Annotated in this window: 22 protein-coding genes; 15 read left to right on the top strand and 7 right to left on the bottom strand. The window is 73.1% G+C overall.

The window, feature by feature from the left end; translation table 11 throughout:
- Positions 1-100: 100 nt before the first annotated feature.
- Genes SMD20_RS46020 through SMD20_RS46005 form a run of 4 tightly spaced genes read left to right on the top strand, consistent with a single transcriptional unit; the run spans position 101 to position 3,546 of the window.
- Positions 101-1,558, top strand: a complete 1,458-nt coding sequence (locus tag SMD20_RS46020) for an MFS transporter (protein WP_329593901.1) — start codon at positions 101-103, stop codon at positions 1,556-1,558.
- An 11-nt stretch (positions 1,559-1,569) separates the two neighbouring features.
- Positions 1,570-2,202: a DsbA family protein gene (locus SMD20_RS46015; protein ID WP_329593899.1), complete on the top strand. Its 633-nt coding sequence runs from the start codon at positions 1,570-1,572 to the stop codon at positions 2,200-2,202.
- Positions 2,192-2,779 (top strand): NADPH-dependent FMN reductase, encoded by a 588-nt coding sequence (locus tag SMD20_RS46010; protein WP_329593897.1) that lies wholly within the window; start codon positions 2,192-2,194, stop codon positions 2,777-2,779. The genes SMD20_RS46015 and SMD20_RS46010 overlap by 11 nt, the downstream gene beginning before the upstream one ends.
- Before the next feature lie 17 nt (positions 2,780-2,796).
- Positions 2,797-3,546 carry an SDR family oxidoreductase gene (locus SMD20_RS46005; protein ID WP_329593895.1) on the top strand — a complete coding sequence of 250 codons (750 nt, stop codon included), beginning with the start codon at positions 2,797-2,799 and terminating at the stop codon, positions 3,544-3,546.
- Here the strand turns inward: SMD20_RS46005 and SMD20_RS46000 are convergent, their stop codons facing one another.
- Both SMD20_RS46000 and SMD20_RS45995 read right to left on the bottom strand, forming a co-directional pair.
- Positions 3,547-4,086 carry a putative immunity protein gene (locus SMD20_RS46000; protein WP_329593893.1) on the bottom strand — a complete coding sequence of 180 codons (540 nt, stop codon included), beginning with the start codon at positions 4,084-4,086 and terminating at the stop codon, positions 3,547-3,549.
- 141 nt (positions 4,087-4,227) lie between these two features.
- Entirely contained in the window at positions 4,228-4,662 is a 435-nt protein-coding gene (locus tag SMD20_RS45995) for a hypothetical protein (RefSeq protein WP_329593891.1), read from the bottom strand.
- Positions 4,663-4,821: 159 nt separating this feature from the next.
- Here SMD20_RS45995 and SMD20_RS45990 point away from each other — a divergent pair, with 159 nt between their 5' ends.
- The 4 genes from SMD20_RS45990 to SMD20_RS45975 all read left to right on the top strand — a co-directional run bounded on the left by SMD20_RS45990 (position 4,822) and on the right by SMD20_RS45975 (position 7,798).
- Positions 4,822-5,472, top strand: a complete 651-nt coding sequence (locus tag SMD20_RS45990) for a DUF998 domain-containing protein (protein ID WP_329593889.1) — start codon at positions 4,822-4,824, stop codon at positions 5,470-5,472.
- Between the two features lie 43 nt (positions 5,473-5,515).
- Positions 5,516-5,887, top strand: a complete 372-nt coding sequence (locus SMD20_RS45985; RefSeq protein ID WP_329593888.1) for a YciI family protein — start codon at positions 5,516-5,518, stop codon at positions 5,885-5,887.
- On the top strand, positions 5,884-7,140 hold the full coding sequence (locus tag SMD20_RS45980) for an RNA polymerase sigma factor (protein ID WP_329593886.1): 1,257 nt from the start codon (positions 5,884-5,886) through the stop codon (positions 7,138-7,140). The genes SMD20_RS45985 and SMD20_RS45980 overlap by 4 nt, the downstream gene beginning before the upstream one ends.
- A 235-nt stretch (positions 7,141-7,375) precedes the next feature.
- Positions 7,376-7,798: a YkvA family protein gene (locus SMD20_RS45975; protein ID WP_329593883.1), complete on the top strand. Its 423-nt coding sequence runs from the start codon at positions 7,376-7,378 to the stop codon at positions 7,796-7,798.
- Here the strand turns inward: SMD20_RS45975 and SMD20_RS45970 are convergent.
- Positions 7,795-9,621 carry a sulfatase-like hydrolase/transferase gene (locus tag SMD20_RS45970; protein WP_329593881.1) on the bottom strand — a complete coding sequence of 609 codons (1,827 nt, stop codon included), beginning with the start codon at positions 9,619-9,621 and terminating at the stop codon, positions 7,795-7,797. The genes SMD20_RS45975 and SMD20_RS45970 overlap by 4 nt on opposite strands.
- Positions 9,622-9,942: 321 nt before the next feature.
- On the opposite strand from SMD20_RS45970, the gene SMD20_RS45965 reads away from it, so the two are divergent.
- The 4 genes from SMD20_RS45965 to SMD20_RS45950 are packed head-to-tail and all read left to right on the top strand — an operon-like array spanning position 9,943 to position 20,502.
- Complete coding sequence (locus SMD20_RS45965) at positions 9,943-11,055, top strand: aminotransferase class I/II-fold pyridoxal phosphate-dependent enzyme (protein ID WP_329593879.1); 1,113 nt, start codon at positions 9,943-9,945, stop codon at positions 11,053-11,055.
- A 17-nt stretch (positions 11,056-11,072) separates the two neighbouring features.
- On the top strand, positions 11,073-12,191 hold the full coding sequence (locus SMD20_RS45960; RefSeq protein ID WP_329593877.1) for a GNAT family N-acetyltransferase: 1,119 nt from the start codon (positions 11,073-11,075) through the stop codon (positions 12,189-12,191).
- The gene (locus SMD20_RS45955) at positions 12,188-13,165 is read left to right on the top strand and encodes an NAD-dependent epimerase/dehydratase family protein (protein WP_329593875.1); all 978 of its coding nucleotides are present in this window, start codon (positions 12,188-12,190) and stop codon (positions 13,163-13,165) included. The genes SMD20_RS45960 and SMD20_RS45955 overlap by 4 nt, the downstream gene beginning before the upstream one ends.
- Complete coding sequence (locus SMD20_RS45950; protein ID WP_329593873.1) at positions 13,162-20,502, top strand: SDR family NAD(P)-dependent oxidoreductase; 7,341 nt, start codon at positions 13,162-13,164, stop codon at positions 20,500-20,502. The genes SMD20_RS45955 and SMD20_RS45950 overlap by 4 nt, the downstream gene beginning before the upstream one ends.
- On the opposite strand, the gene SMD20_RS45945 is transcribed toward SMD20_RS45950, so the two are convergent.
- Positions 20,487-20,963: a helix-turn-helix domain-containing protein gene (locus SMD20_RS45945; protein ID WP_329593871.1), complete on the bottom strand. Its 477-nt coding sequence runs from the start codon at positions 20,961-20,963 to the stop codon at positions 20,487-20,489. The genes SMD20_RS45950 and SMD20_RS45945 overlap by 16 nt on opposite strands.
- A 70-nt stretch (positions 20,964-21,033) precedes the next feature.
- Between SMD20_RS45945 and SMD20_RS45940 the strand changes: the two genes are divergently transcribed.
- Both SMD20_RS45940 and SMD20_RS45935 read left to right on the top strand, forming a co-directional pair.
- Complete coding sequence (locus tag SMD20_RS45940) at positions 21,034-21,633, top strand: dihydrofolate reductase family protein (protein WP_329593869.1); 600 nt, start codon at positions 21,034-21,036, stop codon at positions 21,631-21,633.
- The gene (locus tag SMD20_RS45935; protein WP_329593866.1) at positions 21,627-22,448 is read left to right on the top strand and encodes an MBL fold metallo-hydrolase; all 822 of its coding nucleotides are present in this window, start codon (positions 21,627-21,629) and stop codon (positions 22,446-22,448) included. The genes SMD20_RS45940 and SMD20_RS45935 overlap by 7 nt, the downstream gene beginning before the upstream one ends.
- 57 nt (positions 22,449-22,505) lie before the next feature.
- Here SMD20_RS45935 and SMD20_RS45930 read toward each other — a convergent pair whose 3' ends face one another.
- Positions 22,506-23,660, bottom strand: coding sequence for a hypothetical protein (locus SMD20_RS45930; protein WP_329593864.1), 1,155 nt, complete (start codon positions 23,658-23,660; stop codon positions 22,506-22,508).
- A gap of 211 nt (positions 23,661-23,871) precedes the next feature.
- On the opposite strand from SMD20_RS45930, the gene SMD20_RS45925 reads away from it, so the two are divergent.
- On the top strand, positions 23,872-24,351 hold the full coding sequence (locus tag SMD20_RS45925) for a hypothetical protein (protein WP_329593862.1): 480 nt from the start codon (positions 23,872-23,874) through the stop codon (positions 24,349-24,351).
- Here the strand turns inward: SMD20_RS45925 and SMD20_RS45920 are convergent.
- Together SMD20_RS45920 and SMD20_RS45915 are read right to left on the bottom strand one after the other, a co-directional pair.
- Entirely contained in the window at positions 24,266-25,447 is a 1,182-nt protein-coding gene (locus SMD20_RS45920) for an MFS transporter (protein WP_329593861.1), read from the bottom strand. The two genes, SMD20_RS45925 and SMD20_RS45920, sit on opposite strands and share 86 nt — an antisense overlap.
- An 18-nt stretch (positions 25,448-25,465) precedes the next feature.
- Positions 25,466-26,353, bottom strand: a complete 888-nt coding sequence (locus SMD20_RS45915; protein WP_329593859.1) for an MBL fold metallo-hydrolase — start codon at positions 26,351-26,353, stop codon at positions 25,466-25,468.
- Positions 26,354-26,462: the final 109 nt, after the last annotated feature.

The following is a 26,462-nucleotide window of genomic DNA, read 5'->3' as shown; positions in this document are numbered from 1 at the left end:
GTACCTGAATGGTTATGGTCCCTTTCACGTACGCAGTACGCGAATTGGAGGACATGTGGATCGATCTCTACGTATCGGCGTGATCGGCGTGATGCTTGGCATGATCACGGCCCCGCTGGACGGCATGATGCTCGGACCCGCGCTGCCGGCGATCGTGAACGATCTCGGCGGGCTGGAGTACTTCTCCTGGGTGGCGACGGCCTATCTGATCTGCATGGCCGCCTCGACGCCGATCTGGGGGAAACTCGGCGACCTGTACGGCCGCAAGCCGGTCTACATGGCCGCGATCGCGATCTTCCTGCTGGGCTCCGGGCTGTCGGGGATGTCGCAGGACATGATCCAGCTCGTCGGCTTCCGTATGGTGCAGGGCCTGGGCGCGGGCGGCCTGATGACCGGGGCCCTGGCGCTGATCGGCGAGCTGGTGCCGCCCCGGCACAGCGGCAGGCTGATGGGGCTGTTCGGGGTGATGATGCCGATCGCGTTCATCGCCGGGCCGCTGCTCGGTGGCCTGTTCGCCGATGTGGGGTGGCGGTGGGCGTTCTTCGTCAACCTCCCCATCGGCGCGGCCGCCCTGCTGCTCATCGGCGCCGCCGTACGGCTGGAGCGGCGCCGGATCAGGGCGCGGATCGACTACCCCGGGGCGCTGCTGCTGACGGTGGCGCTGGTGGCGCTCAGCCTGGTCGCCGGCTGGGGCGGCACCCGGTACGCCTGGGGGTCGGCTCCGATCCTCGCCCTGAGCCTGGCCGGGCTGGCGGCGCTGGCCGCCCTGCTGGTCGTGGAACGGCACGCGGCCGAGCCGATCGTGCCGCTGCGCCTGTTCGCCGACCGCAACTTCACCCTCGCCCAGGTCATCCGCTTCCTCGGCGGCGTCGGCATGGTGGTGGCGGCCACCTTCCTGCCCCAGTACATGCAGCTGGTCCACGGCGCCTCGCCGGTCGCGAGCGGCCTGCTGGTCCTGCCGTCGATGCTGGGCATGGTCGCCGTGCTGGTCGGCACCGGCCGGCTCATCAGCCGCAACGGCCGCTACCGGATCTATCCGATCCTCGGCGGCGCCGCCGTGGCGGCCGGCATGCTCGCGCTGCTCCTGCTGCGGCCCGGCGTCAACCTGGCGCTCGCCTCGGGTCTCACGCTGATCGGCGGCCTCGGGGTGGGCCTGCTGATGCAGTCCACCACGATCATCACGATCAACAGCGCCGAGCCGCGTGACATGGGGGCGGCCAGTGGCTCGGTCACCCTCTGGCACACCATGGGCGCCTCACTGGGCGTGGCCGCCCTGGGCGCCCTGTACACCGCCCGGCTGCAGGACACCCTCATCGACCGCCTCGGCGCGGCGACCGGCACCCGGATCGCCTCCGGTCAGTTGACGTCCGGCGGGCTCACGCAGCTCCCGCCCGCCGCGCGGGAGGCGGTTCAGCTCGCCGTCTCCAGCGGCGTCCACGCCATGGCCCTCGGCGCGGCCGCGCTGGGCGCCCTCGCCTTCGCGCTGGCCTGGTTCATCCGCGAGGTTCCCTTGCGCGACCGTACCTCGCCGGCCGAGCCCGCCCCCGCGGCCGCGTGAGGCGGGCAGCCATGACACGGCATGTGAAAGCCCAGCTCGTGATGGACGTCATCTGCGCGCACTCCTACCTCGGCTACACCCGCTTCGCCCGCGCCGCCGGCCGGCTCAGGGCCGAGGGCGTACAGGTGACGGTGGAGTTCCTGCCCTTCGAGCTCGCTCCGGGCGCCCCGGCCGACGGGCGTCCGCTCCTGGCGGTGCTGGAACAGACCTTCGGCCCGCAGGCGGCCGCCGGCGTGCTCGTCCTCGCCGAACACGCGGCCCGTGAAGGACTCCGGTTCGAGTACGGCAAGGCGATCGCCACCGGCACCTTCGACGCCCACCGCCTCATCGCCGACGCCGCCCGGCAGGACAAGGCCGAGCCCATGGCCGAACGCCTCTTTCGCGCCCACTTCACCGACGGGCTGCACATCGGCGACCCCGCCACGCTCGCCCGGCTGGCCGCCGAGGTCGGCGTCACCACCGGCCACGTGCCTCCCGCCGCCGTGCGCGCCCGGCTCGACCGCGTGCGCCGCCTCGGCGTCACCGGCGTGCCGGTCTTCCTCATCGAGAACCTGCCCCCGCTCACCGGATCCCCGAGCGAGACCACATTGCTGGCGGCCCTGCGACAGGCCGCCGCCACGAAGGGAGAACACCATGATCACTGACCCGCTGAGGCTGGCCGTCATCGTCGGCAGCGTACGCGACGGCCGCTTCGGCCCGACCGTGGCCGGCTGGTTCGCCGGTCAGGCCGCGGCCCGCCCGGACCTCGACGTGGACGTGATCGACCTCGCCGACGTGCCGATCGGCGGGGCGGCCCCGTCGATGTCCCCGCCTGCGCCGGTGCTGGAGGCCCTGGGCGGGCTGACGCCGCGGCTGGAGGCGGCCGACGCGTTCGTGGTGGTGACCCCCGAGTACAACCACAGCTACCCGGCCGGACTGAAGAACGTCATCGACTGGCACAGCCGGCAGTTCCACGCCAAGCCGGTGGCGTTCGTCTCCTACGGCGGCATCTCCGGCGGCCTGCGCGCGGTGGAGCACCTGCGTGCCGTCTTCGCCGAGCTGCACGCCGTCACCACGCGCGACACCGTCAGCTTCCACGGCGCCTGGGAGTGCTTCGACGGCGCCGGCCGGCCCAAGGACCCCGTCGGCCCGGCCGCGGCCGCCAAGACCCTGCTGGACCAGGTGAGCTGGTGGGCGCGCGTCCTGCGCGCCGCCAAGGCCACCACCCCCTACACCGCATGAACCAGAAAGGCATGATCATGACGACGTTGACCGGAAAGACGGCGCTGGTGACCGGGGCGAGCCGGGGCATCGGCCGCGCGATCGCCGTCCGGCTGGCTCACGAGGGCGCCCGGGTCGCCGTGCACTACGGCGGCAACCACGCCGCCGCCAAGGACACCGTCGCCGCCGTCGAAGCCTCCGGCGGGCGGGCCTTCGCCGTCCAGGCCGAGCTGGGCGCGCCCGGCGACGCCGAAGCCCTGTGGACCGCCTTCGACGCGCACGCCGACGGGCTGGACGTCCTGGTCAACAACGCGGGCATCCTCGGCGGCCAGAGCGAGATCGACGGCGTCACCCGGGAGGGCTTCGAGCGCCTGTTCGCGGTCAACACCACCGCGCCGTTCTTCGTCACCCAGCAAGCCCTGCCCCGGCTGCGCGACGGCGGACGGATCATCACCGTGGGCACCATGCTGACCCGCGGGGCCGCCATGCCCAGGGCGATCGACTACGCCATGTCCAAGGCCGCGCTCGACGTCATGACCGTCGCCCTGGCCAAGCAGCTCGGGCCGCGCGGCATCACCGTCAACCTCGTGGCCCCCGGCGTCATCGACACCGACATGCACCAGGGACGCCTGGTCGGCGAGGCCCTGGCCTGGTTGTCGTCACAGACGCCCCTTGGCCGGTTGGGCACGCCGGAGGACGTGGCCGACGTCGTCGCCTTCCTGGCCTCGGACGACAGCCGCTACGTCACCGGCCATCGGCTCGACGTCTCGGGCGGGACGACCTACTGATCACCGGAGCGACGCGTCGAGCCGGCGGAGCAGTTCGCCGACCCGCCCGCCGCCGGGTGGGGCGGGCGGGTAGCGCATCAGGACGGCCACCACGACGGGACCGGCGAGGGCTCGTGACTGGGCGATGTGATCGGCTCCGACGGAGGGATCGTCTCCGGCGGAGAGTTCGAACGCTCGCGCGGCATGAGCGGCCGGCCCGAGGATGTGCTTGACCTGGGTGGCCTTGGCCAGGGGATGAAGGTAGCCCGCACCGGCCGCGGCCAGGGCCGCCCGCGCCGCGTCACTCGCCGCGGCGAGTCCCGCGTCGCGCGCTTCCTGAGCCGCGCGCATCGCCGCCCACGCGCTGTCCCGGAGTGCCTTGGTCCGGTCTGCTCCGTCCGCGAACGTCTGCGCGGCCTCGATCGCGGCTCGCGGACGTCGATCGTCGGGGCGTTCCCGTTCGAAGATCGCCAGGGCGGGCCGCGCGCACGCCACGGCGTAGCCGGCGACCTCGCGGAGTTCGGACAGGCTGAGTTCGATCGTCGTGGAGTCATCCGCCATGACCTATAACCGTAACGTTGAACCCTCGGTGGAAACTTCGGCGCGGGTTCCCTTGGCTGAGGCGGGCGTGCCCTCAAGTGCGGTTGCAGCCCCTACAGAGCCGGATCGGCTCGCCGCGTTCGTGAACGCGGCGAGCCGATGTCAGATCCGGGTCATCGTGGAGGCGTATCCGCCTCCGCCGGGGTAGACCCATCCGCCGGTGACCGTCGCGCCGTCGGCGCTGAACGTGCCCTCGTAGTACGCCGGGCTGCCCTTCGCGCCGCCCCAGATGGTCAGCTTGTCGCCGGTCAGCTCGTACACGTAGTCAAGCGTGTCGCCGGCCGAGTCGTAGAAGCGCGACACCACGTCCGCGCTGACCGGCTCGCCGAACGGGCGCAGGTTGCCGATCACTTCCAGGCCGGTGATCGGCCGGCCGTCGTGGGTGAGCTCGACGTGCTGGAACAGGAAGAAACCGCCGGGCATCCACTCGTAGCGCACCGTTCCCTCGGCGCCGCCGGTGACCTTCCAGGTGCCGACCAGGCGGTCCAGGGCCTTCAGCTCGGCGCTCGGCTGGCTGGTGTCGGACATCGTGTCCATCTCGTCCTCCTTGGTGAGTGCTTGCTGGTACCTCGGAGGCGATCCCCGGCCTTCGACATCATTCTGATGTGACTTGGCTCACACAAGCGGCCATGTCGAAATCCCGGCTCCGGCTACGAGGTAGCGGCAGGAACCCGCACGACCCTCAAGGAGGACGTCATGGCCACCGCCACCCCTGCTGTCCACACCACTCCCGCCGTCCCCGCCGCGTCCGGCCGCCTGCTGCTCGCCGGGGCCCTCGCCGGGCCGGTCTTCTTCGCCTCGGCCATCGCCCAGATGCTCACCCGCGATGGCTTCGACCTCACCCGGCACCCGATCAGCCAGCTCGCCACCGGCGACCTCGGCTGGATCCAGATCACCACGTTCGTGCTCGCGGGCCTCGGCGGGCTGGCGCTGGCCGCGGGCGTCAGGCGCACCCTCACCGAGGGCATCGGACGGCGGGCGGTGCCGATCTTCGTCGGGATCTTCGGCGCCGGGATGGTCTGCGCCGGACTGTTCACCATGGATCCGGAGAACGGCTTCCCCGCCGGCACCCCCGACGGACCTGTCGCCCAGATGTCCTGGCACGGCGTCGCGCACTCGGTCGCGGCCGCCGTCTCCTTCACCGCGCTGGCCGTCGCCGCCATCGTCCTGACCGTCCGCTACGCTCGCCGCCGGGCCGTCCTGCCGGCCGTGCTGAACGGCGCCGCCGGGCTCGTCCTGCTGCTACCCATGTCGCCTGATCACATGAGCATCCAGATCGCCGTCAACGGCCTGGTCGCCTTCACCTGGACGACCGTTCTCGCACTGTCCCTGCGCCGCTCCGCCTGACCCGGCATACCCTTTGCCCAACACACTCGAGAAGAGGATCATCGTGAAGTACCTGTTGCTCGGCTACACCCCGGCCGCCGCCTGGGACGCCGCGACCGCCGACACCCCGTCCGAGGAGGCGCTGGCCGCGTTCGCCGCGTACCAGAAGTTCGAGGAGGAGCTGACCGCCACCGGCGAGTTCGTCGGCAGCGAGGGTCTCGGCCACCCGGTGGTCAGCACCACCGTACGCAAGGGCCCGGACGGCGTGGTCGCGACCGACGGACCGTTCGCCGAGCTCAAGGAGGTCCTGGCCAGCTTCGCCGTGATCGACGTGGCCAGCAGGGAACGCGCCGTCGAGATCGTCTCGCGAATCGTCGAGGTGCTGGGCGAGCCGATCGAGATCCGCCCGATCATGGGCGGCGACTTCGCGGCATGACCGGCCGCCCCGGTGAGGTGGAGCACCTGCTGCGGACCGAGGCGCCGCAGGTGCTCGGTGCGCTGGTGCGGCGCTTCGGCCACTTCGACGTCGCCGAGGACGCGGTGCAGGAGGCGCTGCTGGCCGCGAGCCGGACCTGGGCCGCCGACGGCGTGCCGGACAACCCGCGCAGCTGGCTGATCCGCATCGGCTACCGGCGGATGGTCGACCTGCTCCGCTCCGAGCAGGCCCGGCGCCGCCGCGAGCACGAGGCCGGCGTCGCCGAGCTGGCTATGCAGGAACCGGCCCGCCAGACGTACCCGCCGCAGGAGGCCGACGACAGCCTCGCCGTGCTGCTGCTCTGCTGCCACCCCGCGCTGAGCGCCACCTCCCAGGTGGCGCTCACGCTGCGCGCGGTGGGCGGCCTGACCACCGCCGAGATCGCGCACGCCTTCGGCACGACCGAAGCCACCATGGGCACCCGGATCAGCCGCGCCAAGCAGCAGCTGGCCCGCGCCGGCGCCCGCTTCACCCCGCCGACCGGCGCCGACCGGGACAGCCGGCTGGCCGCCGTGACGCAGGTGCTCTACCTGATCTTCAACGAGGGCTACACCGCCTCCGCCGGCGACGAGCTCGCCCGCGTCGACCTCACCCGCGAGGCGATCCGGCTGACCCGCATGCTCCGCGACTCCCTGCCGGACGACCCCGAGGTGACCGGTCTACTCGCGCTGATGCTGCTGACCGAGTCGCGGCGCTGCGCCCGTACCGGTGGCGATGACGAGCTGGTGCCGCTGGAGGAGCAGGACCGGACGCGGTGGGATCCCGTCCTGATCCGCGAGGGCACCGAGCTGATCGACACCGTCTGGAGCCGGCGCGAGGTGGGCCCGTACCAGCTGCAGGCCGCGATCGCGGCCGTGCACGCCGCGGCCGCGACGCCGGAGCAGACGGACTGGCCGCAGATCGCGGCGCTGTACGTGTGGCTGGAACGGCTCAGCCCGACCGCACCGGTACGGCTGAGCCGGGTGGTGGCGGTGGCGCAGGCGTACGGGCCGGGCCGGGGGCTGGCGCTGCTCGACGACCTCAACCGTCGCCACCGGCTGGACCAGGAACCGCTGACCCGTCAACGAGAACGCGCGGTGCGCGCCCACCTGCTCCAGCTGACCGGCGACGCGGCCGGCGCGGCGCGACTGTACCGCGAGGCAGCCGCCCTGACCGGCAACCAGGTCGAGCAGCGCTACCTGCTCGACCGGGCCCACCGCCTCGGAAGTCCTTAACCGTCGAGCGCCCGACCGAGCCCCGGCTCGTCCGCACCGTGGCGGCCGGTGATCTGGGTTTCGCCACCGTGGCGGCCGAGGCCTCGGTGCCCGCTGCCGCCGCCTGACCACCGCCCAGGGCGAAACCCCAACCATGATCACCAGGTCTGGGTTCGCTAACGTCTGTTCAGCTCAAGAAGGCATTTCAAGCTCCCTTGGGGCGATCCGTCCTCGCAGCGGAGGAAAGCGAGCGGGCATGACCGGATCATGGGGATGGGATCTGCTGATCGGGGTCGCGGCCGGGCTGCTGGTCGCCTGGCTGGCGCTGATCGGCGTGCTGGCGATCGTGCGTCCCCGTGGCGGGTTGCTGCGGGAGGCGCTGCGGCTGCTGCCCGACGTGCTGCGGCTGGTGCGCCGGCTGGCCGCCGACCCTGATCTGCCGCGCGGGGTGCGGGTGCGGCTGGCGCTGTTGCTGGCTTATCTGGCCTTTCCGATCGATCTGGTGCCCGACTTCATCCCGGTGCTCGGTTATGCCGACGACGCCGTCATCGTCATCGCGGTGCTGCGGTCCGTGGTCCGCCGCGCTGGGGTGCAGGCGGTGCGCCGGCACTGGCCGGGCACCGACGACGGCTTCGCGGCCCTGGCCAGGCTGACCGGGATCGACAAGCCCCGCATCTAGTCAAGGCCCAGCCGGCGCAGCGCCGTGGTCGCCGACTGGGCCGCGTGGCGTCGTTCGGGGCCGTGCAGGGAGCGCGGGGAGCGGTCCTCCCAGTCCGATTCGAAGCAGCGCTCGGTGACCAGGTCGACCATCAGTTTGCGCTCGCCGTCGATCAGGCCGTAGCAGGAGGTGCTGCGCCTCATGGGGTGGCCGACCCAGAGTGCCAGGCGCTGCGTGCGATCGGGGTGGAAGAGGGACTCGCCGTGGGACGGCGCGGCGGGGACGCCGGTGAGGTCGAGGATGGTCGGCAGTACGTCAAGGTGGGACGACCAGGAGACCTGCGCGGCCGGGAGTGCGGGGTGGGCGACCGCCAGGGGGACGAGGGTCTGCTCCGCGGTCACGGCCGTGGCGTGGAAGTGGTAGCCGAGACGGCCGAAGGATTCGCCGTGGTCGGCGGTGACGACGATCAGTGGGTCGCGCAGCACGCCTCGTTCCATCAGTGCCTCGTACAGGCGGCGAAGGTTGTCGTCGGCCTCCTCCACCGCGTCGAGGAACCGGTCGCGCCGGCCGTCGCCCCTGCGGCGGAAGCGCGGGTCGCGGACCCGGTAGGGCACGTGGGTGTCGGTAGTGTGCACGTGCAGGAAGAGCGGCGCCCGGCCGGCGGGCAGGCCGGCGAGAAGGGCGTCGGCGCCTGCCGCGGGAAGTTCCCGGTCGGTGATGTGGCCGCCCAGCCGGGAGCGGTCGATGAGGGTCTGGTAGCCGGCCTCGGCGAGGATGTCGCTCAGCCCGTAGTAGCTGGTGCGGGCGGAGGTGAGGTACGCGGTGCGGTAGCCGGCCGCGTTCAGCCGGTGGACCTGCGACTCCCCGTCGGCGCGGTAGCGGCCGTGGGCGAGGAGCACGTGCGCGTTCGTGGTCAGCGGCGAGGGCGCGACGTGGCGGGGCGAGACCACGGCGTGGGCGTACAGGGTGTCCAGGAAGGGGGTGCGGGCGCCGTCCGGCGTGAATCGGGCCAGGTGGTCGCGGCCGACCGACTCCAGGGTGATCAGCAGCACGTCGTGGCCGCGCAGGGCTCCGGCGTACGGTGATCGGCGGGGCGGTCGCGCCTGCCAGCCGTCCGCCGCGGTACAGGCAGGAGGGCCGACGCGGGGCGGGGCGGGCCAGGGGCGCGGGAGCAGGCAGTCGCCGGCGATCGAGCCGCGCAGCAGGCCGCGCCGGCGGAGCAGGCGGCCGGCCGGCAGCAGGACGAGCACGACGGCCAGGCACCACCACGGGGGAGGGGAAGTGGGGGCGGCGGGTGCGAGTGCGGCGGCCAGCGCGCAGCCGAGCCAGCAGCCCGCGCGGGTACGTGCGGACGTCGTGGCCAGCCAGGCCACGAGTACGGCCACGACGGCGACCCGGGCCGCGCCGTGCACGTGGAGCGGCAGGAACGGCACCGCGAGCCAGCCGATCGCGGGCAGCGGCAGCAGGGCGAAGCCGGGATTGTCGCGGTAGAAGGCGATCGTCCAGTCGCGTACCCAGTCCACTTCGGCGGGCTCGCGGAAGGACCGCGACTGGGCCATGCCGTCGAAGGCGAGCCGGCCGACCTCGACGGTGAACACCCGCCAGACCGCGGCCCCGATCCACACGGTGGCCAGTACGGCCAGCACCGCGATGTCCGCCAGAGCGCGGCCGGCGGGTCCGCCCGCCAGCTCCGCGAGCGCCGCTCCCGCCGCCAGTGCCGCGGCCCACAGCCCGTCGCCGAGTGCGGGCCGCGCCGTGGCCTGCCCGGCGAATTTCACCGCGCGTGACGCCGCGAGGATGACGAAGGCGACGGCCGCGTCATGGACAATCGCGAGCGTGCCCATGCGCCTCCGTAAAGGGAATTGGCGTCGACGCGGATAAAGATAGTCAGGCCGGGCCGGAGGCGATGACTTCCGCGACGGTCACACCTGCGTGGCCGCCCGACGTGCTATATGCGGATATTTCGGAAATGTGGCGTGGTGATGGGGCAAGCCGGCCGCAGGGCACCGGGAAAGTCTTGTCTCACTGGCACGACATGTTCAGCGGAGCCGGTGACCGTCATAGTGCGAGTCATGGCGGACGTCTTCGACAAATGTCGCAGCTGGGAAACCCACCGAATTTTCAAATCCGCCGGGCTCTACCCATTCGCGCCTCCCGTCGAGACGTTGCTCTCGCCCGGTGAGGCGCGCATTCACGGGCGGCCGGTCATCATGGCGGCGTCCAACGACTACCTGGGGCTCTCCGCCGATCCGCGCGTACGGGAGGCGGCGCGCAAGGCGATCGCCGAACACGGCACCTCCTGCTCGGGATCCCGCCTGGCGAACGGCACGTACGCGCTGCACCTGGAGCTGGAGGAACGCCTGGCGGCCTTCCTCCGTCGCGAGGCCGCGATCGCCCTGTCCACCGGATACCAGACCAACCTCGCGGTGTCGGCGCTCCTCGGTCAGGACGACGTCGTCCTGACCGACCAGGACAACCACGCCTCCCTGCGCGACGCCGTGCGGCTGGGCGGAGCCGTCGAGCGCGTGTTCCGGCACAACGACACCAAGCATCTGGAGTGGCTCCTGGCCGACACCCCCTCCGGCAGCGGCGTGCTCATCGTCACCGAAGGGGTCTTCTCGATGGCCGGCGACATGTGCGACCTGCCCAGGATCGCCGAACTGGCCGGGCAGCACGGCGCCCGCCTGATGCTCGACTGCGCGCACGATCTGGGCGTGCTCGGCGCGGACGGCCGCGGCGTACCCGAGCTCTTAGGGCTGGAGAGCAGCGTCGATCTGATCATGACCACCTTCTCCAAGAGCCTGGCCTCGCTCGGCGGGGCGCTGGCCGGCGAGGCGGACGTCATCGACTACATCCGCCACTGGGCCTCTCCGGCCGTTTTCTCCGCGTCCATGACGCCGGCCTCGGTCGCGGCGGCGCTCAAAGCGCTCGAGCTCGTCGAGGCCGAGCCGGAACGCCGCCGGCGGGTGATGGACAACGCGGCCCGGCTGCGCGACGGCCTCCGGGGTCTCGGCTACGAGGTCGGGTCAGCGCCCACGCCCGTGGTGCCGGTGCACGTCGGCGACTTCATGACGTGCCTGCGGCTGTGGCGTGCGCTGTTCGACGCGGGGGTCTTCACCGGCGCGGTGATCCACCCCGCGGTGCAGCACGGCCGGGAGCTGATCCGCATCAGCGCGACCGCGGCTCACACCGAGGCGCAACTGGACCGGATCATCGGGGCCTTCGCCGAAGCCGGCACGGCCGTGGGGGTCATCGGGACGCAGGGCACAGGACGGTGACGGCGACGGTGACGGCGGTGTCCGTCGAACCGGTGCGGCGACGCTCCGACCTGACCGCCTTCATCCGGTTCCCGCACCTGATCCACCGGCCGGGGGACCCGTGGATCCCGCCTCTCGACAGGGAGCGCCGCGCGTTCCTCGATCCCCGGCGCAACCCGTTCTTCGACTACGCCGAGGCCGGGCTCTTCCTGGCCAGGCGCGGCGGACGCGTGGCCGGCCGCATCGCGGCCGTCCGCAATCCCCGCCACAACGAGCTGCACGGCGCGGACGAGGGGTTCTTCGGCATGTTCGAGTGCGTCGACGACCCCGAGGTCGCACACGCGCTGTTCGAGGCCGCGGCCGGCTGGCTGGCCGAACGTGGCCTGCGCAGCATGCTCGGCCCGGTGAGCCTGTCGACGAACCACGAATGCGGCCTGCTCGTGGACTCTTTCGACCGGGATCCCGCGGTGCTGATGCCGTACAACCCCGCCTATTACCCCCGGCTGCTGGAGGCGTGCGGCTGCGTCAAGGCCAAGGACCTGTGGGCGTGGGAGCTCACCTGGGACCAGGTGCCTGACGAGTTCCTGCCCCTGGCCGACGCCCTGGCCGAAGGCTCCCCGTACACGATCCGGCCGCTCCGGCTGGCCGACCTCGACACCGCCGCCTCGCAGATCTGGGCGATCTTCAACCAGGTGTGGGCGGGCAACTGGGGCTTCGTGCCCGCCACGGAGAAGGAGTTCCGTCACCTGGTCCGGACGTTGAAGCCGATCCTGCGGCCCGAGCTGACGCTCGTCGCGGAGCGCGACGGCGAGACGGTGGGCGCGCTGATCGGCATCCCCGACGCCGGCCCGGCGTTCAGGGCCGCGCGAGGACGGCTCACGCCCCTCGGCCTGCTGCGGTTCGCCCGCGCCCTGCGCCACCTGGACGCGGCCAGGCTCATCCTGCTCGGCGTCCGGGCGGAGAACCGGGACGACAGGGTGGTGCTCGAACTCGGGGCCCGCGCCATGCGGGCCGCCCGCGAGCTCGGCATCCGCCGCGTCGAGTTCTCCTGGATCCTGGAGGACAACGCCGCGGCCAACGGCGTGGCCCGCTACATCGGCGCCCGCCGCTCCAAGACGTACCGCATCTACCGGCGGGGCTGCGAGCCGCCGCGGTGAGGCGTTTCCTGGTCACGGGGGCGACCGGCTTCATCGGCAGGAGTCTGGTGCGGCGGCTGCGGGCCGACGGCCACGCGGTCACGGCCCTCGTACGCGTCTCGTCCTCGCCGCGGTGGCGGCACGAGCTCGACCGGCTGGGCGCCGACTGCGTCGAGGGCGACCTGGAGACCGGTGCCGGGCTGCCCGCCGCCGTCGCCGCCGCCGACCGGGTGATCCATCTGGCCGCCCTGGTCAAAGCCCGCACCCCGGCGGACTACTTCCGCGTCAACGCGGAGGGGACCCGGCGGCTGGTGTCGGCGCTGACCGCCCGCCCCGACCCGCCCCGCCTGGTCCTGTGCTCCTCGCTTGCCGCGAGCCCCACCGCCCATCCGCCCGTGTCGTACTACGGCATGAGCAAGCGGGCGGCCGAGACGGCCGCCCGTCGCGTGGCCGGGCGGCTGCCGGTGGTGATCGTCCGTCCGCCCATCGTGTACGGCCCCGGCGACACCGAGTTCCTGCCGTCGCTGCTGCCCATGGCGCGGCTCGGAGTGATGCTCAAGGGCGGCCTCGGGCCCAAGCGGTTCTGCCTCATCCACGTCAGCGACCTGTGCACGGCGCTGCTGGCCGCGGCCGAACGGGGCAGGACCGTACGGCAGGACGATCCCGCGGCCGGCGTCTACACCGTGTGCGACGGCGTCGAGTACAGCGCCGAGGACATCTGCCTGGCACTCACCCGGGCGCTGGGCCGCCGCCCGCCGCTCGTCATTCCGGTGCCCGGCCCGCTGGTCCACCTGGCGGCGGCCGGTGCCGAGGTCGTCGGCAGGGTCCGCGGGACCGTACCGATACTCAACAGGGACAAGGCCAGGGAGATGCGCTGCCCCTCCTGGACGTGCCCGCCCGGCCGGGCCGCGGCCGAGCTCGGCTTCCAGGCCCGGACCACCCTTCAGCACGGACTCGCGGCGCTCGTTCGCGACGAGATCGGAGGCTCTCCATGACCCCTGTCGCCATCGTCGGGATCGGCTGCCGGCTGCCCGGCGGCATCAGCGACCTGGACGGCCTGTGGGCGGCGCTCTCGGCGGGCCGCGACCTCGTCACGCAGGTGCCGCCGGACCGTTTCGAGCCCGGACGGTTCGTCGCCGCCGACCCGGCCAGCCCCGGCAAGACGTACACGGTCGCGGGCGGGTTCCTGGCCGACGTCGCGGGTTTCGACACCGCCTATTTCGGGATCTCCCCTCGTGAGGCCGCCGCCATGGACCCGCAGCAGCGGCTGATGCTGGAGCTGGCGGTGGAGGCGTTCGACGACGCCGGACTGGACCCGGCCGTCCTGGCCGGCTCCGCCACCGGCGTGTACGTGGGAGCCTCCACCCACGACTACGAGATCATGCAGGTGAGCGACCCGGCCGGCATCAACGCCTACACCAACGCCGGCACCTCGGCGGGCAACATCGCCAACCGCGTCTCGCACGCCCTGGACCTGCACGGCCCCAGCATGACCATCGACACCGCGTGCTCCTCCGCGCTCATGGCCCTCCACCAGGCCGTCCAGTACGTCGGCGGCGGAGGGCGGCGGATCGCGCTCGCCGGCGGCGTCAACATCCTCATCAGCCCCTACCCGTTCGTCGGTTTCGCCAAGGCGTCGATGCTCTCGCCCCGGGGCCGCTGCCACGCCTTCTCGGCGGAGGCCGACGGCTACGTACGCTCCGAGGGCGGCGGTTTCCTGGTGCTGAAGTCCCTGGCCGACGCCCAGGCCGACGGCGACCGGGTGCACGCGGTGGTGCTGGGCACCGGCGCCAACGCCGACGGGCGTACTCCGGGGCTGAGCCTGCCCAGCCCGTACGCCCAGGAGCGGCTGCTGCGCGAGGTCTACCGTGAGGCCGGGGTCGCGGCCGACGAGCTGGTCTACTTCGAGGCGCACGGCACCGGCACCCCGGCGGGCGACCCGGTCGAGTGCGAGGCGATCGGCAGGGCCTTGGGACGCCATCGCAGCCGGGCGCTGCCGATCGGCTCGATCAAGACCAACGTCGGCCATCTGGAGGCGGCCGCGGGCGTCGCCGGCCTCCTGAAGGCCGTACTCGTGCTCCGCCACGGGCGGATTCCGGCCTCGCTGCACGGCGACCCGCCCAACCCGCGCATTGACTTCGCCGGGTTACGGCTGGTTCCCGTCACCGAGTCGCGGCCGGTGGAGGAGCCGGGCGGGCGCAGGGTCGCCGGGGTGAACTCCTTCGGCTTCGGCGGCGCCAACGCGCACGCCGTGCTCGCCGCCCCGCCCGCGGTCCCGCCGGGGCCTTCCGCGCGGCCGCGCCGCCGGCTGCCCGTGATGGTGTCGGCGCGGAACGAGGCCGCGCTGGCCGAGTCGGCGCGCCGGCTCGCGGCCCGGCTGTCGACGGCCTCCGGCGAGGAGTTCTACGACCTCAGTTACACCTCGTGCCGGCGGCGGGGCCATCGGGAGGTCAGGGCCGCGGTCCTCGCGGGCTCGGCCGCCGAGGCCGCCGAGCGGCTCACGCGACTCGCCGCCGGCGACGTGGCGGGGGGCGCGATCGGCGGCGCCTCGGCCGGGGGACGGGTGGCGTTCGTCTTCTCCGGCAACGGCTCGCAGTGGGCCGGCATGGGCGCCGACCTGCTGCGGAGCGAGCCCGTCTTCCGGGCCGCGGTGCACGCCGCCGACGCCGCCCTGTCGCCGTGGCTCGGCTGGTCGGTGGCCGAGGAGCTGGCCGCGCCCGCCCAGCGGTCGCGGCTCGCGCTCACCGAGGTGGCCCAGCCGGCGTTGTTCGCCGTCCAGGTCGGCCTGGTGGAGATGTTGCGGGACTGGGGCGTGCATCCGCACGCGGTCGCCGGCCACAGTGTCGGGGAGATCGCGGCGGCGTACGCGGCGGGGATCCTGGACCTGGGGCAGGCCGCGCGCGTGGTCGCCGTACGCAGCCGCGCCCAGGCGCCCACCGCCGGTCTCGGCCGGATGGCGGCGGCCGGCCTCACACCGGACGAGGCCGCGGACCTGCTGGCCCGCTACGCGGGACGGCTGGAGCTGGCCGCGGTCAACAGCGGCCGCGACGTGACCGTCGCCGGGGATCCCGAGGCGCTGGCCGCCCTGGGTGACGAACTCGCCTCCCGGGGCGTCTTCTTCCGGCCGCTGGACCTCGACCACGCCTTTCACAGCGCGGCGATGGACGGGGCCGAGAAGGCCGTCCGTGTGGGGCTCGACGGGCTGCGCGCCGGGGCCGCCGGCATCCCGTTCGTGTCCACGGTGACGGGGCGGGAGCTGAAGGAGACGCTCGACGCCGATTACTGGTGGCACAACGTACGCCGTCCCGTGCTGTTCGCCCAGGCCGTCGAGCAGCTGAAGGAGCGTGGTTGCGAGCTGTTCGTCGAGATCGGGCCGCATCCGGTCCTGGGCACGTACCTGACCAGGATGGGCGTCACGGCCGTGGCCACCCTGCGGCGGGACGGCGACGGGCCCGCCGCGGTGGAGGGCGCGGTGGCCGCGCTGGCCGCCGGTGACGCGCGGCTGGACTGGGCGCGGATCTTCCCTTGTCCCGGCCGCGTGGCCGAGTTGCCCGCCTACCCCTGGCAGCGTGAGCGCCAGTGGCACGGCGGCCCGCAGGTCTGGGCGCGCCCCCTCGACCATCCGCTGCTCGGCGAGCGGGCGCCGCTCATGGAACCGGCCTGGCAGGGGCGGCTCGAACCCGAACGGCTCCCGTGGCTGCCCGACCACGAGATCGACGGCACGGTGATCATGCCGGGGGCGGCGTACATCGAGATGGCCCTGGCGGCCGGCCGCCGGGCGCTGGGCGGCCCCGTCGAGGTGCTGGCCCTGCGGTTCCCTTCCGCGATGACGCTGTCGGCCGCCGACCCCGTCAGGCAGACGCAGGTCACGCTGTCCGACGAGGACGGCCTGTTCCGGATCGCGAGCCGGTCCGGGCAGGAGGGCGAGTGGCGGATGCACGCGCGCGGCAGGGTGCGGCGGCTGCACGGCGAGGTCCCGGCGCGGGTGGACCTCAAGGGCGCGAGGGCCAGGGCCACGCGGCATCGCGACCACGACACCTGCTACGCCGAGCTGACCGCCGTGGGCTTCACCTACGGCCCGAGCTTCAAGGTGCTGCGTGAGCTGTGGACGAGTCCGCGAGAAGCGCTCGCGTCCTACGTGCTCAACGTGCCGCAGAGCGGCTACGAAGCCCATCCCACGCTGCTCGACGGGGCGTTGCACACGGTGATCCCGCTGCTCATCGGCAGTGGTCACGGGTATCTGCCGGTGTCGGTCCGTGCGGTGCGGTGCTGGCGCAATCCGCCGCCGTGGGGGTTCGCCCACACCGAGCTCACCTACGTCTCCGAGCACGAGGCCGAGTTCGACGTCACGATCAGCGACGACACCGGCGAGGTGGCCGTGCTCATCGAGGGCTGCCGGGTGCGGCGGCTGCCGACGACGGCCAGGACGCCGGTGGTCGAGTACCTGACGGAGTTGCGGCCGGCGTCCCGCTCCGGCGCACCGCCCCTTCCGTGGCCCGCGTCCTGCCGCCCGGAGGGCAGCGACGCCGCGCGGCTCGGCGACGGCGGCGACGACGGGGAGTGCGGGGCGCACTTCGCCGACCTCACCGCGCACTTCGTCGCGCGGGCCTTCGCCCGCCTGCTGCCCGGCGCCGCCGCCTTCGACGTGCCCGCTCTGCTCGGCGCGGGGGTGCTGCCGCGGCACGCGCGGCTCGTGGCGGCGCTCGCCTCGATCGCCGAGGCGCGCGGCCTGCTCATCCGCGATCACGAGCTTGGGGACGCGCACGCCGGCGACGCCCGCTGGCGGCCGGCCACCGAGCCGACACCCGAGGCGCTCTTCCAAGAGCTCCTGCGCGCCTACCCCGGCCACTCGGCGGAGCTGATCCTGCGCGGACGCTGCGGCCATCACCTCAATCAGGTGCTGACCGGCCGCCTCGACCCGGCAGAGCTGATCTTCCCGGAGGGCGGCGGGCACACCGTGGAGCACCTGCTCGACGCGTCGCCGGGCCGGCGGTACGACGCGCGGCTCGCCCAGGCCGCGCTTGTGGACATCGTGCGGACCTGGCCCAGGGACCGTCCGCTGCGCGTTCTGGAGGTCGGGGGCGGGACAGCGGGGATGACGGCGGCGCTCCTGCCCGTCCTGCCCCGCCGCCTGACCGAGTACGTGTTCACCGACCCCTCCGAGGCATTCCTCCGCCGGGCCGCGGCACGTCTCGCGCCCTACGACGACTTCGTCCAGTACCGCCTGCTCGACCTGGCGCGAGAGCCCGCCGAGCAGGGGTTCGGCGGCGAGTTCTACGACGTGGTCGTGGCGGACGGCGCGCTGCACGCGGTGCCGGACGTGCGCGCCGCCGTGCGCCGAGTCCGCGACCTGCTGGTGCCCGGCGGCCGGCTGCTCGTGGTGGAGCAGCATGACAGCGACCGGCTGGTCGCCGTGTTCGGGCTGCTCGAACGCTGGTGGTCCGTCGCCGACTTCGACCTCAGAGCGGCGAGTCCGTTGCTCCCGGCCGCGCGGTGGGCGACGGTGCTGGGGGAGTGCGGTTTCGGCGAAGTGGCCCGGCTCGGCTCCGGGACCGGCCGCGCCGAGGCGTCCGTCCTGCTCGGCCGCGCCGAGGCACCGGCCCTGTCCGAGCCGTCCACGGAGCCGGTCCTGGCCGAGGCAGCCACCGGCACGGCATGGATCCTGGTGCCCGAGCAGGGCGCCGACGACGAGCTCGCCCGCGAGATCGCGTCGGCGCTGCGCGCCGCCGTGCTGGACGCGACCGTGGCCGGCGTGTCCGACTGGCCGACGGCTGTCGGCGACGGCGACAGCGCCACCGACCTCGTGCTGCTGCTGGGCGACGAACCCGCAGGCGACCCAGGGGCGGTCGCCGAGCTCACCGTACGGCGCGCGCAGGTCCTGCGGGCCCTGGCCGCCGCTCGCGGCCGCCTGCCGTCGAAGCTCACCGCTCGCCTCTGGGTCATCACGCCACCCACCGGCCTGCACCCGGCCCCAGAAAAGCCCAGTACGCCACCCGCCGCCGCCGTATGGGGCCTGACACGATCGCTCGCCAACGAACAACCCGACCTGGAGATCAGGCGCATCTCCCTGGAACGGAGCGCACTGCCCCGTAAGGACGCGCACCGCCTCGTCCTGGAACTGCTCGAACCGTCCGCCGAGGACGAGATCGTGCTGACCGCGGGCGGCCGGTTCGTGCCGCGGGTCCGTACGGCCCGCCCCGCCACCCGTCCCCATGACGTCACCACGGGGGACCCGTTCCGGCTGCGGCTGGACGACCAGGGGCCCGGCTACCGGCTCGCCTGGGAGCAGACCGGTCCACCGGCCGAGCCGGGCCCGCACGAGATCGTCGTGGCGGTGCGGGCCGCGGCCCTGAACTACCGCGACGTGCTCTGGGCCCGCGGCCTGCTGCCGGAGGAGGCGGTGCAGGACACCTACCTGGGCCCGCACCTCGGCATCGAATGCGCCGGGGTGGTGACCGCGACGGGCCCGGGCGTCACGAAGTTCCGGATCGGCGACGGCGTGTTCGTCGCCACCGGCGGGTCCCTCGCCTCGCACGTCGTGGCCCGCGAGGGACTGGCCGGGCTCATGCCGGCCGGCATGAGCTTCACCGACGCCGCCACCCTGTCCATCGCCTGCCTGAGCGTGCACTACGCGCTCGACCATCTGGCCCGCCTCCGGCCGGGGGAGACGCTGCTGATCCACGGCGCCGCCGGCGGGGTGGGGCTGGCCGCCCTCCAGCACGCCGCCCACGTCGGCGCGCAGGTCGTCGCCACGGCGGGCAGTCCCGAGAAGCGCGACCTGCTGCGCCTGCTCGGCGTCACGCACGTGGTGGACTCGCGCAACCCCGGGTTCGCCGACCACGTCCGTGCCCTGACCGGGGGCGGCGTCGACGTCGTGCTCAACTCGCTGGCCGGTGAGGCCATCCCGCGCGGGCTGGAGCTGCTGCGCAGAGGCGGGCGTTTCGTCGAGCTGGGCAAGCTCGACCTGTACGGTGACCGGTCGGTGTCGCTGCACCCGTTCCGTGACAGTCTGAGCCTGTACGCGCTCAACCTGGACCTTGGCCCCCTCCTCGAACCGGAGCTGTGGGCCGACCAGGTGACCAGGGTGACCCGTCTCGTGCACCGGGGCGACTACCGCCCGATCGCCAACCGGGTCTACCCGGCCGCACGGGTGAGCGAGGCGTTCCGGCTCCTGCAGCACTCCCGCCACATCGGCAAGGTGGTGATCTCCTTCGACCAGCCGTTCCCCGTCGAGCAGCGGCGGCGGCCCGTGACGCTCGATCCCGAGGGGACCTACCTCGTCACCGGAGGACTCGGCGGGCTCGGCGCGGCGGCCGCCGTACGCCTGGCCGAGCGCGGCGCGCGTCACCTCGCCCTGGTCAGCCGCGCCGGCCGGGACGCGCCGGAAGCGGCGGCCACCGTGCGCGCCATCCAGGAGAAAGGCGCGACGGCCACCCCGTACGCCGCGGACGTGACCGATCCCGCCGCGCTGCGTGCCGTGCTCGACAGCATCGATCGTACGGGCCGTCCGCTGCGCGGCGTCATCCACGCGGCGATGGTCCTGGACGACGCCCCGCTGAGCGACCTGTCACCGGAACGCTTCCGCACGGCGCTGAGCGCCAAGCTGACCGGCGCGTACGTGCTCGACCAGCTCACCCGTGAGCACGAGCTGGGCTTCTTCGTCCTGCTGTCCTCGCTGGCCACCGTCATCGGCAACGCCTCGCAGAGCAACTACGTGGCCGCCAACGCCTGTCTGGAGGCCTTGGCCCGATCCCGCCGCCGGGACGGGCTCCCGGCGCTCGCCCTGGGGCTGGGCGCCGTCGGCGGGACCGGCTACCTCGCCCGGCACCCGGAGCTGATGGGCTTCCTGTCGCAGCTGCTGCCACCGCTCACCCCGGACGAGGCGTTCGACGCCCTCGACGCCGCACTGGCGCGGGGTGTGGAGGTGACGACGGCCGCCCGCGTGACGCCGGAGGCGATCGCCGACCGGTTGCCGGCCGTACGCGTTCCGCGACTGGCCGAGGTGCTGCCCGCGCTCTCCCGCGACCAGGACGGGTCGAACGCCCCCCTCCACGACCTCATCGCCCTGGAGAGCCCGCAGGAGAGGCGAGGGCTCGTGTCCGCGGCCATCGCCGAGCTGGTCGCCGGCATCCTGCACACCACGTCCGACCGGCTCCAGCTCGACCGCCCGCTGGCCCAGCTCGGCCTCGACTCCCTCATGGCCACCGAGGTGGCGGCCACGATCCGGCGCCGATTCGGCTGCGCCATCCCGGCCCTGGAGGTCATCGGCGCCCAGGGCATCGACCATCTGGCGCAGCTCGTACACACCCAGCTCGTTCAGCTGCCGTCGTAAGCGGCGGCGAGGCGCTCGAACGGGCCCGGGCCGTCGTGCGGCTTCGGCGGGGCGCCGAGGTGGCGGACGCGGAGCTCGTCCATGAGCTCCTCGATGAACGCCGGGCCCTCCTCGCGCATGAGCTCCTGCCGCCTCCGGAGCTCGTCGCTGCCCGGGCGCCAGTCGAGGCCCCAGTTGCCGAGGGCGTAGATGATCGGAAGGGTCTGGATGCCCGCTTCGGTGAGGCTGTAGCGGGCGCGCTGCCCCCGTGCGGCGGTGCCGCGGGTGAGGAGTCCCGCCTCGACGAGCCGTACGAGCCGGTCGGCGAGGATGTTCGAGGCGATGCCCTCGACCGACCCGGTGAGCAGCGCCCGGAAGTAGCGGCGGTCGCCGAAGATGACGTCGCGCAGCACGAGCATCGACCAGCGATCACCGAGCACCTCGACGGCGGCGTTGATCGGACACCCGGACCGTGGTTCCACGATTCCCTCCTTGACAGCTATTTCACTCCACCTATAGTACTTGCAAAGTGCAATCACTTGGGAAGAGGAGATGATGGGCCGCTTCGTCTATTCGATGAACGTGTCCCTCGACCTGCGGATCGAGCAGGTTCCCGGGGACAACGGCGCCGGCGAGTGGCTGCGCCTCGGCGAGGCGATGCACCGCGAGGCCAACGCGCGGACGCGGGCGCTCGCCCTCATGGTCCACGGCCGGGTCTACTACGAGACGATGGAGGAATACTGGCCGCGAGCGCCCGAGGACACGTCGCTGCCGGACTACATGCGTGAGTACGGCGAGCTGTGGACCGCCAAGCCCAAGATCCTCGTCTCCCGCACCCGCCGCAGCGCCGCTCACAACACCCGGATCATCGGCGGCGACGATGCGATCCAGCAGCTCGCCGCCCTGCGGGCCGGGACCGACGGCACCATCAGCGTGGGCGGGGCGACGCTCGCCACACAGCTGCTCCGGGCGGGGCTGCTCGACGAGCTGCTGCTCTGGACCCACCCGTCGATCCTCGGCTTCGGCAGGCCGCTGTTCGACGACTACGACATCCCGATCGAGCTCGACCTCGTCGAGCACCGATCGTTCGAGCGAGGCGTCACGATGCGTCGTTACGCCATCCAGGACACGAAGGAGGCAGGCACGTGCTGAAGCAGGTCGCGGAGGGGGTGCTGGTCCACCAGAGCGCGTTGCTCCAGAACAACACCGTCGTCGTGCAGGGCCCGACCGGCGTGCTGCTCATCGACCCCGGGATCACGGGCGACGAGATGGCCGCCCTCGCGGACGGCCTTCGTCAGCTGGGCCTGCCCGTCGCGGCGGGCTTCGCGACGCACCCTGACTGGGATCACGCGCTCTGGCACGCCGAGCTCGGCGAAGCGCCCCGTTACGGCACCGCCCGCTGCGCGGCCGACCTGCGCGATCTGCGGTCGGACGCGAACTGGAAGGCCCGCCTCGCCGAGGGGTTGCCGCCGGAGATCGCCGAGGAGACGCCGCTGGACCTGTTCGGCCTCATCACGGGTCTGCCCGCCGGAGCCACGCGGGTTCCCTGGGACGGCCCTGAGGTCCGCGTCATCGAGCATCAGGCACACGCCCAGGGCCATGCGGCGCTGCTCATCGAGGAACGCGGGGTCCTCGTCGCCGGCGACATGCTCTCCGACGTCCTGGTGCCGATGCTCGACCTGGACGCCGCCGACCCGATCGGTGACTACCTCGCCGCGCTGCGGCTGTTCGACGAGGTGGCGGACGACGTCGAGGTCTTCGTTCCGGGTCATGGATCCGCCGGCGGCGCCGAACGGCTGCGCGCGATGATCGACCTGGATCGGGCGTACGTGCAGGCCCTGCGCGACGACCTGCCCGTCACCGACCCGCGGATCGGCCCGTCGGCCAAGCCCGGCTGGGAGTGGGTGAGCGACGTGCACGACGGGCAGGTCAAGGGCCTACATCGCACTCGGCCCAGCCGGACGTGAAGTACCGGGTTCGGGGCGGGTCGCCCGCGCCTCGTGAAGAGGCGCGGGGACCGTGGTTCAGCCGACGGCCGGGCCCGGGATCGGGCTGTAGCCGCCGAACTTGTGCGGCGGCAGGACGGAAGGATTGGGTTCCAGGTTCAGGCCCAGCGCGCCGCCGGCGAGGCGGGCCAGCAGGAAGCCGGTGCCCGGGACGCTGGGACCGGTGCCGAACGCCGCCGGGTTGCCGGTGACGGTTCCGTCGATGCGCTCGAAGCCGCGGTAGGCCGCGTCGGAAGCGGTCGTCTTGTTGACGTACAGGGCGTTGTCGGTGCCCCGGACGTAGAGGGCGGTGAGGTTCGCCTGGTAGCTCAGGGCGACGTCGCTGGTGGCGCCGCCGCCGAGGGACCTCCAGGTGTAGGGCAGGGTGAACAGGTTGAGCGTCCAGACGGCGTTGTCCGCGCCGCGGGCGGCGATGAAGCCGCCGCCGAAGATCCCGTCCTCCGCCACGGCGATGTTGCTGGTGACCTGCAGGTCGCCGAGCGGCTCGAAGGGGGTGACGCCGCCGGCGGCCACCCTGCTCACGTAGACGCGGTGGTCGGCGCCGCGGACGAACACCCGGACGGTGTCGTTCGGGAAGGCGAAGGTACGGGTGGCGGTGATGTCGCTGGTGGCGAAGCCGCCGAGGCTGCTCCAGCCGCTCCAGGCGCCGCCGGTGAGCTGGTTGGTCCAGACGGCGCCGTCGGTGCCGCGGGCGAAGATCCGCAGGCTGCCCGCCGGCGCGAGGTTGGGGACGAGCGCCTCGACGTCGCCGGTGACGGTCAGGCCGGGCACGTGCGCGTAGCCGGTGACGACGCCGGAGGGGGTGATCGTGTTGGTGTACACCTGGTCGTCGGTGCCCCGTACGAAGAAGTGGGTGCCCGCGGCGGTCACCACCACCGACGGGTCGCCGACGATCACCCCGCCGAGCGACTGGAAGGACCCGAAGGCGGAGCCGGAGCGGGCGCTGTACAGCAGCGAGCCGTCGGCGCCGCGGGCGGCGACGCCGGTCGCGGTGGGCTGGGAGGTGCGGTCGTAGGCGACGGCGGGAGTGCCGAGGTCGGGCAGGTCGGCCGCGTACGGCGGCGGCGCGGCCGTCGCGGCGGCGGTGGCGGATCCGGGCGTCAGGACGCCCGCGGCCACGGCCAGGATCAGGCCCGCGGTCAGGGTCTTGCGTAACCAGTGTGGCTGGACCATCGAAGTCCCTTCCGTTGGAGAGGTGACCTTGATTCGTTCGGCGGACGCGGGCGGATCATCGACGGCGCGAGAAAGATCGTGCGAGCGCGCCGACGGGCTGCCGGTCAGGGGTAGGGCGGGCCTCACCGCCGACAAGGGGGTGTACGGCAATGCGGCGACGCCCGTCGACCGGGAGCCTGGACTGTGGCTCTGGTCGTTCCCGGGAGGCCCCGTGTCCCTCGTTCTCGCCGCGTTGCGCCGGGCGTCCCAGTGGCATCGGCCGCTGATGCTGATGGTCGCCTCGATGCTGCTCCTGCTGGTCGTCTCGGCGGCCGGGCTCGTGTTCGACGGCCGGATGCCGCTCGGCGCCGCCGTCTGGCTCAAGCTGCTCAAGCTCGCGGTGTCGCTGGCCGTCTACGTGACGACCCTCGCCTGGATGCTGTCCCTGCCCAGCGGGGCGGGCGGCGGACCTCCGACCTGGCCACCGTCTTCGCCGCCGCCGGGTCCGCCGACACCGTCGTCGTCGCGATGCGGGTCGCGTACCCACCTTCGGCAGGTCCACCGCCCCGGCCGGCCGCAGCGCTCCCCGGCCGGCGCCGTACGGTCGAGCGGTCCGGCGCGGCCGGTCATCCCGCTCGCCGCAGCAGCAGCGCCCCGGCGGCCATCGCCACCGCTGCGGCGACGGCGGCCACGGCGGCGAGCAGGGCGGTAGCGGGGAATCCGAAGGCGCTGGACAGGGCGCCGAAGGTGAACGGCGCGATGGTGGCGCCCGCGTACACGCCGATCTGCACGGTGTGCCCGGCGTCCTCGGTCCGGCCGGGCACCAGGCGCAACGTGGTGGCGAGCAGGAGCCCGGTCCAGCCCCAGCCCGCGGAGAAGGCCAGGATCGCACCGAGGACGAACGTCGTCGAGGTCCCGATCGCGATCAGCGCCAGCCCGAGCCCGCCGCTGAGCATCATCGTGACGATCACCGCCGCGTTCCGGTGAGGAGCCCGGTCGGTCAGCGCCCCGGCGGTGATCCGTACGGCGATGGCGAACAGGGCGCTGAGCGACAACAGGTTGCCCGTGACGGTGGTGCCCAGCCCGGAGTGGGTGCCCAGCTCGACGAAGTACGTGGCCACCGCGTTGTTGCCGGTCGCGGAGAGCGCGGCGGCCAGCGCCCAGAGCACGAGCACCCGCCCGACCGTCCGATGCCTGTCGCCGGCCTCCTTCGGCTTCGCAGGCTGCGGGCCGCCGGGTGCCCGGGCCAGCGGCGCGAGCGCGGCCGGAACGAGCGCGGCGACTCCCGCGACGAGCAGGGCGGTCCGCCAGCCGTACGCCGGGAGGACCAGGGCGACGAGCAGTCCGGGGACGAGGGCGGCCGCCCCCAGCGCCGCGCCGATCATGCCGGCGGCCAGCGAACGCCGGCGTTCGGGGACGCGTGCCGCGATCAGGCGGCTCGCCACCGGCTGGACGAGCGCGTTGCTCAACCCGCCCACCAGCAGTGTCGCCGTCAGCAGTCCCGGCCCGGTCGCGCGCGACGCCACCAGCATGACCGCCGACGCGACCAGCGCGGCGACGGTGAGGACGGTGGGGACCGGCAGCCGCGCCGCCACCCGTTTGGCGACGGGTGAGCCGAAGGCGGTGGCGGCGTAGAAGAGGCTCATCGCCAGCCCGGCGGCGCTGCGGGAGATGTGCAGGTCCGCGCCGATCGCCGGGGCCAGCGCCCCGACCGTGAAACCGGGCATCCCCGCCACGGTCGCGGTCAGCGCGGTCGCGATGATTCCCGGCCAGTGCCGTACGGGCGAGCGGGTGATCGTCGTGGTCATGGTCGATCTCGGGGCGGATCAGACGTCGAGGGGGCGCCAGGCGGGGCCGGCGCCGTCCCGGCGGACCTGCCCGAAGACCGCGTCGGCGAAGTGGATGCCAAAGCCGATCGTGTCGGGCTCCTCCAGCTCGGCGACGAGCTGACGACGATGTTCGGCGGACCGGGCGGGGTCATGGTCGTAGCGGCAGGACCATTCGGGGTGGTCCACCTGGATCGGTGAATGCAGGGCGTCGCCGAAGGCGATCAGCCGGGTTCCGCCGCCGGTGATGACGTACTGCGTGTGCCCGGCCGTGTGGCCGCCGGTGATCTGGACCCGTACGCCGGGGAAGATCTCCTGCCCGTCCGTCACCGTACGCACGCGCGGTGCCAGCGCGGTGGCCTCCTCCTCGGTGATGCCCTGCGCGAGCAGGTCGCGTCGGGCCCATTCCGGTTCGGCCACCATGTACTCGGCCCGGGTGAAGACGGGCCGGTCGCCGCCCGGGGCGGGATGCCAGGCCCAGCCGAGGTGATCGATGTGCAGGTGGGTGAAGGCCACCGCCTCGATCTCCTCCGGCCTGCGGCCGAGCGCGGCCAGGCTGGCCGGCAGCGCGCCGCCGTGTACGGCGCCGTTCGGGCTTCCCGGCTCGGCGGGCAGCGACACCGGGCCCCACCCCGCGTCGATCAACAGGGCGCGGTCGCCGTTCTCCACCAGGAGACCGCCGATGCTCGCCACGAGATGGCCGGAGGCGTCCAGGTACTGCGGGTGGGCGGCCCAGGTCTCATCGGTGGTGTCCGGCAGCCAGCTGCGCGGCCTTCCCTGGATGGCCCCGTCCGGCGCGAAGGACACCCTCGTGTCGCCCAGCCGCACCGAGCGGATCCCCGCCGGCCGCCGCAGCCGCTCGTCCTGGTCAACCGCGGAGTTCGACATGGTCGCGTTCCCTTCTTCGGGGGTCAGGTCGTCGCCGCGTCCCTTTCCGGCGGCCAGGCCACCATAAGATTCAAGCTAGAAATGGTCAAGCTTGAAATATTCTGGCTTG

The organism is Nonomuraea sp. LP-02 (assembly GCF_036289125.1).
In the GTDB taxonomy this organism is placed as follows: Bacteria; Actinomycetota; Actinomycetes; order Streptosporangiales; family Streptosporangiaceae; genus Nonomuraea; species Nonomuraea bangladeshensis.
The sequence above is the reverse complement of the archived record's forward strand: the minus strand, read 5'-3'. Positions and strand labels throughout refer to the sequence as shown.

Coding starts and splice junctions, on each gene's coding strand:
- SMD20_RS46010 (WP_329593897.1), top strand. CDS start 2,192: ATGATCACTGACCCGCTGAGGCTGGCCGTCATCGTCGGCAGCGTACGC.
- SMD20_RS45975 (WP_329593883.1), top strand. CDS start 7,376: ATGACCGGATCATGGGGATGGGATCTGCTGATCGGGGTCGCGGCCGGG.
- SMD20_RS45950 (WP_329593873.1), top strand. CDS start 13,162: ATGACCCCTGTCGCCATCGTCGGGATCGGCTGCCGGCTGCCCGGCGGC.
- SMD20_RS46000 (WP_329593893.1), bottom strand. CDS start 4,086: ATGGCGGATGACTCCACGACGATCGAACTCAGCCTGTCCGAACTCCGC.
- SMD20_RS45930 (WP_329593864.1), bottom strand. CDS start 23,660: ATGGTCCAGCCACACTGGTTACGCAAGACCCTGACCGCGGGCCTGATC.
- SMD20_RS46020 (WP_329593901.1), top strand. CDS start 101: ATGATCACGGCCCCGCTGGACGGCATGATGCTCGGACCCGCGCTGCCG.
- SMD20_RS45990 (WP_329593889.1), top strand. CDS start 4,822: ATGGCCACCGCCACCCCTGCTGTCCACACCACTCCCGCCGTCCCCGCC.
- SMD20_RS45915 (WP_329593859.1), bottom strand. CDS start 26,353: ATGTCGAACTCCGCGGTTGACCAGGACGAGCGGCTGCGGCGGCCGGCG.
- SMD20_RS45980 (WP_329593886.1), top strand. CDS start 5,884: ATGACCGGCCGCCCCGGTGAGGTGGAGCACCTGCTGCGGACCGAGGCG.
- SMD20_RS45995 (WP_329593891.1), bottom strand. CDS start 4,662: ATGGACACGATGTCCGACACCAGCCAGCCGAGCGCCGAGCTGAAGGCC.
- SMD20_RS45970 (WP_329593881.1), bottom strand. CDS start 9,621: ATGGGCACGCTCGCGATTGTCCATGACGCGGCCGTCGCCTTCGTCATC.
- SMD20_RS45940 (WP_329593869.1), top strand. CDS start 21,034: ATGATGGGCCGCTTCGTCTATTCGATGAACGTGTCCCTCGACCTGCGG.
- SMD20_RS45920 (WP_329593861.1), bottom strand. CDS start 25,447: ATGACCACGACGATCACCCGCTCGCCCGTACGGCACTGGCCGGGAATC.
- SMD20_RS46015 (WP_329593899.1), top strand. CDS start 1,570: ATGACACGGCATGTGAAAGCCCAGCTCGTGATGGACGTCATCTGCGCG.
- SMD20_RS46005 (WP_329593895.1), top strand. CDS start 2,797: ATGACGACGTTGACCGGAAAGACGGCGCTGGTGACCGGGGCGAGCCGG.